The sequence below is a fragment of the Pseudomonas sp. P1_C12 genome, assembly GCF_056406435.1.
Genome location: NZ_JBFUAE010000008.1, coordinates 279401 through 286766, shown reverse-complemented (window position 1 = coordinate 286766; position 7366 = coordinate 279401). Strand labels below are relative to the sequence as shown.

Genomic DNA, 7366 nt, shown 5'->3' with positions numbered 1-7366 from the left:
GGGCTAATGAGATGGTCACCCCCACACCCTGCGAGGGCTACGCTTTCGCAGGGTGTTTTGTTTTCGGAGGCCATCATCATGATCCAGTCAGCACTGATCGGTATCGATCTCGGCAAACATAATTTCCACCTTCACGGCCAGGATAAATCAGGCCGCGAGGTGTTTCGCAAGAAGCTCTCTCGGGCGCAGATGATGCAGCTTTTCGGCAACGTGCCGAGTTGTATCGTGGTGATGGAAGCCTGTGCGGGGGCGCATTTTGTTGCTCGTCAGCTAGCGGCAATGGGACACACGGCCAAGCTGATTTCCCCGCAGTTCGTTAAGCCCTTCGTCAAGGGCAACAAAAATGATTTCGTCGATGCTGAAGCGATCTGTGAAGCGGCTTCCCGTCCATCTATGCGCTTTGTGACGCCTAAGACCGAGTCCCAGCAAACCCTGTCTGTTCTGCATCGGATGCGCGAATCGTTGGTGCATGACCGCACAAAAACGGCTAATCAGATGCACGGTTTTCTACTGGAGTTTGGCGTCAGCTTGCCCAGAGGCTTGGCCATCATGAAGCGTCTAGCAGTTGTTTTGGCTGGGCATGAGTTTCCCGTTCGTTTGACGGTGTTGTTGCAACGTCTGCACGATCACTTCGTCTACCTGGATGAGCAAATCAAGGCGCTGGACAAAGAGCTGGCGAGCCAACTGGCCGACGATGATCTAGGTAGTCGTTTACTGAGCATGCCGTGTGTCGGCCCGATCACCGCCAGCCTGCTGGCTGTGGAGATGGGCGATGCTAAGCAGTACCGACGCAGTCGCGATTTTGCCGCCTCAGTGGGACTGGTGCCCAGGCAGTACAGTACGGGTGGTAAGGCGAATTTGCTCGGGATCAGCAAGCGGGGTGACAAGCACCTGCAGTACCACGATTCACCCTTCAGGTTTTGCGATAGCTGAACAACAGATGACGTGAACGGCCTACCGGCCTGGCGAAGATCCTGGCATAAAAATCGGCTTTAAGAAGCCGATGGGCTTTTTAGGATCGTCAGGCGCGATTCTCATCGTGGCGCTGGGGCATGCCCCAAACAGACGCCGGATAGATTTAAGCAAGCCAACCACACCACCCGTTAATCAGTATTGCAAAAATGGGGGCGACCATAGATTTTTTGTGCTCTCTCGGACAAAGCGAATCAACCCCCGCGCTGTGTGCGGGGGTTGTCGGAACGCTTACTGAGCTTGAATCAGTTTGCTTTCAGCGACGCCGGCGCGGCCGGTCTGGTCGTCGACGACTTGCAGGCTGTTACGCGCCTTGATGAAACCCACTTTCACTTCCTGCCAGACAAAGTAATTTTTGCCCGCTTCTGCGGTGAGTTTCAGTTCCGAATCGTTTTCTGCGGAAGATACCAAGGTCTGCTGACCGGCCGGGACCGAAAGCATCAGATAAGACTTGGCGACGGTCTGGCCTACAGGCTTGCCGTTCAGCGCCACCGGCATTTTCACGCCAGCGCCCATGCTTTCGTTGCGATACACGTAGATGTGGGCTTTATCCGGGGCCACCTGGAATGTTTTGGCCTGAGCGTCCTGGCTTTCATCCGCCATTTTTACCGAAGCACAACCACCAGTCAGAGCGGTCAGTGCCAGCAAAGCGGTGAAGGTTAACTGCTTGAACATCCTGTTTCTCCATAGTTTGATGAATGCAGAAACAATTATCGGCCGACCAGATCAAGGCTAAAGGCCACCACTCAAAATCCACTCTAACAAAACGCTCACCAATGCCAATTGGTGTGGCCAACGGAAATGAAAAAGGCGCCTTTTGGGCGCCCATTCGCAGATTGATCGTCTTGGTATTTGATTCAATCCCTCACGTACTGGCATGTAACTTGAGTCCCAAAGCCTTGATGACTTTCAGTATGGTGCCGAACTCTGGATTCCCATCACCCGACAATGCACGGTAAAGGTTTTCTCGAGAAAGCCCCGCATCGCGGGCGACCTGAGTCATGCCGCGGGCACGTGCAATGGTCCCGAGAGCTTTGGCGATGAACGCCGGATCATCCCCCGCCTCTTCCATGCAAGCGTCCAGATAATTTGCCATGTCCTCTTCGGTCTTGAAGTACTCGGCAGAGTCCCAGCGAGTGAACTGTTCGGTCATGGGTTTTGCTCCTGCCAGGATTTCGCAATAAGCCTGGCTTGTTTGATATCACGAGGTGTAGCGTTTGAGCTACACCCGCTCAATCCGGATTTCTGATCATTCGATGCTTGGTAGTCAGAGCCAACCATTAAAAATAGTCACGCCTGCAACGGCTCAACCTTCCTCGTCAGCAGTTCGACAAACGCCCGCGCCATCGCCGACTTCTGATCCTTGCGCTGCACCAGCCACACCGCCGACACCGCCGCCGGATCGAGCAGCGGGCGGTAGACCACACCGTCAATACGCATCCGCTGATAAGACGCCGGCAGCACCGAAATGCCGAGCCCTGCCGCTACCAGCCCAATGATGGTCATCGCCTCTCCGGCCTCTTGGGCGAAGTGCGGGCTGAAGCCGGCGTCCCGGGCCAGGCTGAGCAGTTGGGCGTACAAGCCACTGCCGTAGCTGCGTGGAAAAAACACGAAAGGTTCTAGGGCCAGGGCTGACAGAAACAAGCCCTCCTTGCTGCCCTCTACCAACGGGTGCTTGGAGCTAAGCACCGCGACCAGCGGTTCACGCATCAGTTCGACCACGCTAAGACAGTCCGGCAACCCGAGCGGCCGCATGATCCCGACTTCAATCGACTCGTCCACCAGCGCATCGGCCACCTGGGTGCTGCTCATTTCCCGCAGGTTCAGTTGGACCGCCGGGAAGCGCTGGCGGAAAGAGAAAATCGCCTGGGGAATGGTCGAGTTGAAGGGGGCCGACGAGGTGAAGCCGATTTTCAGCTCACCCAACTCACCCAACTGCGCCCGTCGCGCGACATCCGCTGCTTTGTCGACCTGCGCCAGCACCAGCCGCGCCTCTTGCAGAAACAGCCGACCGGCCTCGCTCAGCTCGACCCGACGATTGGTACGTTCGAACAGCCGTGCTCCGACTTCCTGTTCCAGCGCCTGAATTTGCTGGCTCAGCGGCGGCTGGGAGATGCCCAGCACCTGTGCGGCGCGGCCAAAATGCAGTTCTTCGGCGACGGCGATGAAGTAGCGCAGGTGACGCAATTCCATGGAAAACCCCATTAGGTCGTAAAAGCTATCAAACAGGTCGAACAATATATTGGATTGAATCATTAGCCAGCTATATGATTTTTTCATTGCCTGACCGGCTGCGTCCTCCGAGGTCCAACGTGAAAACTGCTGTCGCCCCACTCGCCCATGAAGTTCCTCCCGCAGCGCCGGACGCTATCGCCGCTGAGCTGGCGGAAATCCACATCGAAAAAGGCACCCCGGCGTTCATGCGCACGGTGCTGGCGTTGTTCTGCGGCGGCTTCGCGACTTTCGCCCTGCTCTACTGCGTACAGCCGATGATGCCGCTGCTGTCCCACGAGTATTCCATCAACGCGGCGCAGAGCAGCCTGATCCTGTCTATCGCCACCGGCATGCTTGCCATCGGCCTGCTGATCACTGGCCCGATTTCCGACCGTATCGGGCGTAAACCGGTGATGGTGGCAGCACTGTTCGCCGCTGCGCTGTGCACCATGGCCAGTGCGATGATGCCGAGCTGGCACGGTGTGCTGCTGATGCGTGCGCTGATTGGATTGTCGTTGAGCGGTCTGGCTGCGGTTGCGATGACTTACTTGAGCGAAGAGATCCACCCACAGCACATCGGCCTCGCCATGGGTTTGTACATCGGTGGCAACGCGATTGGCGGGATGAGCGGACGCTTGATCACCGGAGTATTGATCGACTTCGTCAGCTGGCACACGGCGATGCTGGTGATCGGTGGCCTGGCGCTGATTGCCGCGGCGGTGTTCTGGAAAATCCTCCCGGAATCGCGCAACTTCCGCGCCCGCTCGCTGCACCCGCGCAGCCTGCTCGACGGTTTCACCATGCACTTTCGCGACGCCGGCCTGCCGCTGCTGTTTCTTGAAGCCTTTGTGTTGATGGGCGCGTTCGTCACGCTGTTCAACTACATCGGCTATCGCCTGCTGGCCGCGCCGTACCACATGGAACAGGCCTTCGTCGGGTTGCTGTCGGTGGTGTACCTGTCGGGCATCTACAGCTCAGCGAAAATCGGCTCGCTGGCCGACAAACTCGGTCGCCGCAAAGTGCTCTGGAGCACCATCGCGCTGATGATCGCTGGCCTCGCTTTGACGATGTTCACGCCGCTGCCGCTGGTGATCATCGGCATGCTGGTGTTCACCTTCGGCTTCTTTGGCGCCCACTCGGTGGCCAGCAGCTGGATCGGCCGCCGCGCCACCAGGGCCAAGGGGCAGGCATCGTCCTTGTACCTGTTCAGCTACTACGCCGGGGGGAGCATCGCCGGTACGGCGGGCGGCGTGTTCTGGCATATGGGCGGGTGGAACGGGATCGGGTTGTTCATCGGCTCGCTGCTGGTGATTGCACTGCTGATCGCGTTGAAGCTGGCGAAGTTGCCGCCTCTGGTTAATGTGAAGGCCTGAAGACAAAAACCTGTGGGAGCAACGCCCGGCATAAACCGGGCGTTTTTTAATTGGCTGCCGATCACTCGTGATACTGCGCCGACAATTCATGCACAGCACGCAGGAATGCACCAGCATGCTCCGGATCGACTTCCGGCGTGATGCCATGACCGAGGTTGAACACGTGGCCGCTGCCCTTGCCGTAGCTGGCGAGGATCCGGCCGACTTCAGCGCGGATGGCTTCTGGCTTGGCGTAAAGCACGGTCGGGTCCATGTTGCCTTGCAGGGCGACTTTGTTGCCGACGCGTTGACGGGCTTCACCAATGTCGCAGGTCCAGTCCAGGCCCAGTGCATCAGCGCCGGCGTCGGCGATGCTTTCCAGCCACAGACCGCCGTTCTTGGTGAACAGGATCACCGGCACCTTGCGGCCTTCGTGCTCGCGGATCAGGCCGCTGACGATTTTTTTCATGTAGGCCAGGGAGAACTCCTGGTACGCCGCAGCCGACAGGTTGCCGCCCCAGGTGTCGAAGATCTGCACGGCCTGTGCACCGGCCATGATCTGGCCGTTGAGGTAGCTGGTGACCGACTGTGCGAGCTTGTCCAGCAACAGGTGCATGGCTTGCGGGTTGTCGTAGAGCATGGCCTTGGTCTTGCGGAAGTCTTTCGACGAGCCGCCTTCGACCATGTAGGTCGCCAGGGTCCACGGGCTGCCGGAGAAACCGATCAACGGCACACGGCCGTTCAGTTCGCGGCGGATGGTGCTGACCGCGTCCATCACGTAGCCCAGGTCTTTCTGTGGGTCAGGAATCGGCAGGGCTTCGATGTCGGCCAGGGTGCTGACGACTTTCCTGAAGCGCGGACCTTCACCGGTTTCGAAGTACAGGCCCTGGCCCATGGCATCGGGGATGGTCAGGATGTCGGAAAAGAGGATCGCCGCATCCAGCTGTGGATAACGGTCGAGCGGCTGCATCGTGACTTCGCAAGCGAACGCCGGGTTCATGCACAGGCTCATGAAGTCGCCGGCCTTGGCACGGCTGGCGCGGTATTCAGGCAGGTAGCGACCGGCCTGACGCATCATCCACACTGGGGTGACGTCTACGGGTTGCTTGAGCAGGGCGCGCAGGAATCGGTCGTTCTTCAGGGCAGTCATGTCGGCATCCGGAAAAAAAGTGAGGGCATTTTCTCAGAGCCGGGCGCAAAAGGCACGGCAAGAGCGGAGGCTTTTGTCTATCGGGTCAATTTGTCGCAATGAAATACGGAGTTTAGCAACACCGCGAAACAACTGTGGGAGCGAGCCTGCTCGCGAAGGGGCCGGTACATCCAACATTGATGTTGGCTGACAGACCGCTTTCGCGAGCAGGCTCGCTCCCACATTTGATCCCATTTCAAATCGAAATCGGGTTTTAAACGCCCAGGTAATCCAGGATCCCTTCCGCGGCATTACGGCCTTCGAAGATCGCCGTCACCACCAGGTCGGAACCGCGCACCATGTCGCCACCGGCGAAGATTTTCGGGTTGCTGGTCTGGTGCTTGTACTGACCTTGTTCCGGCGCCACTACGCGGCCCTGGCTGTCGGTCTGGATGCTGAACTGCTCGAACCATGGCGCCGGGCTCGGGCGGAAACCGAAGGCGATGACCACGGCGTCGGCCGGGATGATCTCTTCGGAACCCGGGATCGGTTCGGGGCTGCGACGGCCACGGGCGTCCGGTTCGCCGAGACGGGTCTCGACCACCTTCACGCCTTCGACCTTGTCTTCACCGACAATGGCGATCGGCTGGCGGTTGTAGAGGAATTTCACGCCTTCTTCCTTGGCGTTCTTCACCTCTTTGCGCGAGCCTGGCATGTTCGCTTCGTCACGACGATAAGCGCAGGTCACTGACTTGGCGCCTTGGCGGATCGAGGTCCGGTTGCAGTCCATCGCCGTGTCGCCACCGCCGAGTACCACGACCTTCTTGCCTTTCATGTCGACGAAATCTTCCGGCGACTTTTCAAAGCCCAGGTTACGGTTGACGTTGGCGATCAGGAAGTCCAGCGCGTCATACACGCCCGGCAGGTCTTCACCGGCAAAACCGCCCTTCATGTAGGTGTAGGTGCCCATGCCCATGAATACCGCATCGTATTCTTCGAGCAGTTGCTCCATGGTCACGTCCTTGCCCACCTCGGTGTTGAGGCGGAATTCGATGCCCATGCCGCTGAAGACTTCGCGACGATTGCTCAGCACGGTCTTTTCCAGCTTGAACTCGGGGATGCCGAAGGTCAGCAGGCCACCGATTTCCGGGTTCTTGTCGAACACCACCGGGGTCACGCCACCGCGCACCAGCACGTCGGCACAGCCCAGGCCAGCAGGCCCGGCACCGATGATCGCGACACGCTTGCCGGTTGGCTTGACCTTGGACATGTCCGGGCGCCAGCCCATGGCGAACGCGGTGTCGGTGATGTACTTCTCCACCGAACCGATGGTCACCGCGCCGAAGCCGTCGTTGAGGGTGCAGGCACCCTCGCACAGACGGTCCTGCGGGCACACCCGGCCGCAGACTTCCGGCAGGGTGTTGGTCTGGTGCGACAGCTCGGCGGCCTGGAGGATGTTGCCCTCGGCCACCAGTTTCAGCCAGTTGGGAATGAAGTTGTGCACCGGGCACTTCCATTCGCAATACGGGTTACCGCAACCCAGGCAGCGGTGGGCCTGGTCGGCCGACTGCTGGGGTTTGAAGGGTTCGTAGATTTCCACGAACTCTTTCTTGCGTTGACGCAACAGTTTCTTCTTCGGATCCTTGCGCCCGACCTCGATGAACTGGAAGTCATTATTCAGACGTTCAGCCATTTTAAA

At 58.8% G+C, this 7366-nt stretch carries 6 protein-coding genes and 1 pseudogene; 2 read left to right on the top strand and 5 right to left on the bottom strand.

Going from position 1 to position 7366, the window contains the following annotated elements:
• Positions 1 to 78 precede the first annotated feature (78 nt).
• Positions 79 to 897, top strand: a pseudogene (locus AC1D19_RS16755) (IS110 family RNA-guided transposase); the annotation flags it as partial.
• Positions 898 to 1203: 306 nt separating this feature from the next.
• On the opposite strand, the gene AC1D19_RS16750 reads toward AC1D19_RS16755, so the two are convergent.
• The 3 genes from AC1D19_RS16750 to AC1D19_RS16740 all read right to left on the bottom strand — a co-directional run bounded on the left by AC1D19_RS16750 (position 1204) and on the right by AC1D19_RS16740 (position 3165).
• Complete coding sequence (locus AC1D19_RS16750) at positions 1204 to 1647, bottom strand: DUF2846 domain-containing protein (protein ID WP_429489064.1); 444 nt, start codon at positions 1645 to 1647, stop codon at positions 1204 to 1206.
• Positions 1648 to 1837: 190 nt separating this feature from the next.
• The gene (locus tag AC1D19_RS16745) at positions 1838 to 2125 is read right to left on the bottom strand and encodes an addiction module antidote protein (RefSeq protein ID WP_477763831.1); all 288 of its coding nucleotides are present in this window, start codon (positions 2123 to 2125) and stop codon (positions 1838 to 1840) included.
• Between the two features lie 137 nt (positions 2126 to 2262).
• A complete protein-coding gene (locus AC1D19_RS16740) occupies positions 2263 to 3165 on the bottom strand; it encodes a LysR family transcriptional regulator (RefSeq protein WP_477763830.1) in 903 nt (300 codons plus the stop codon).
• A 119-nt stretch (positions 3166 to 3284) separates the two neighbouring features.
• On the opposite strand from AC1D19_RS16740, the gene AC1D19_RS16735 reads away from it, so the two are divergent.
• Complete coding sequence (locus tag AC1D19_RS16735; protein ID WP_477763829.1) at positions 3285 to 4559, top strand: MFS transporter; 1275 nt, start codon at positions 3285 to 3287, stop codon at positions 4557 to 4559.
• Between the two features lie 61 nt (positions 4560 to 4620).
• On the opposite strand, the gene hemE is transcribed toward AC1D19_RS16735, so the two are convergent.
• A complete protein-coding gene (gene hemE / locus AC1D19_RS16730) occupies positions 4621 to 5688 on the bottom strand; it encodes a uroporphyrinogen decarboxylase (protein WP_477763828.1) in 1068 nt (355 codons plus the stop codon).
• A 253-nt stretch (positions 5689 to 5941) separates the two neighbouring features.
• A complete protein-coding gene (locus tag AC1D19_RS16725) occupies positions 5942 to 7360 on the bottom strand; it encodes an FAD-dependent oxidoreductase (RefSeq protein ID WP_477752169.1) in 1419 nt (472 codons plus the stop codon).
• Between the last annotated feature and the right edge of the window lie 6 nt (positions 7361 to 7366).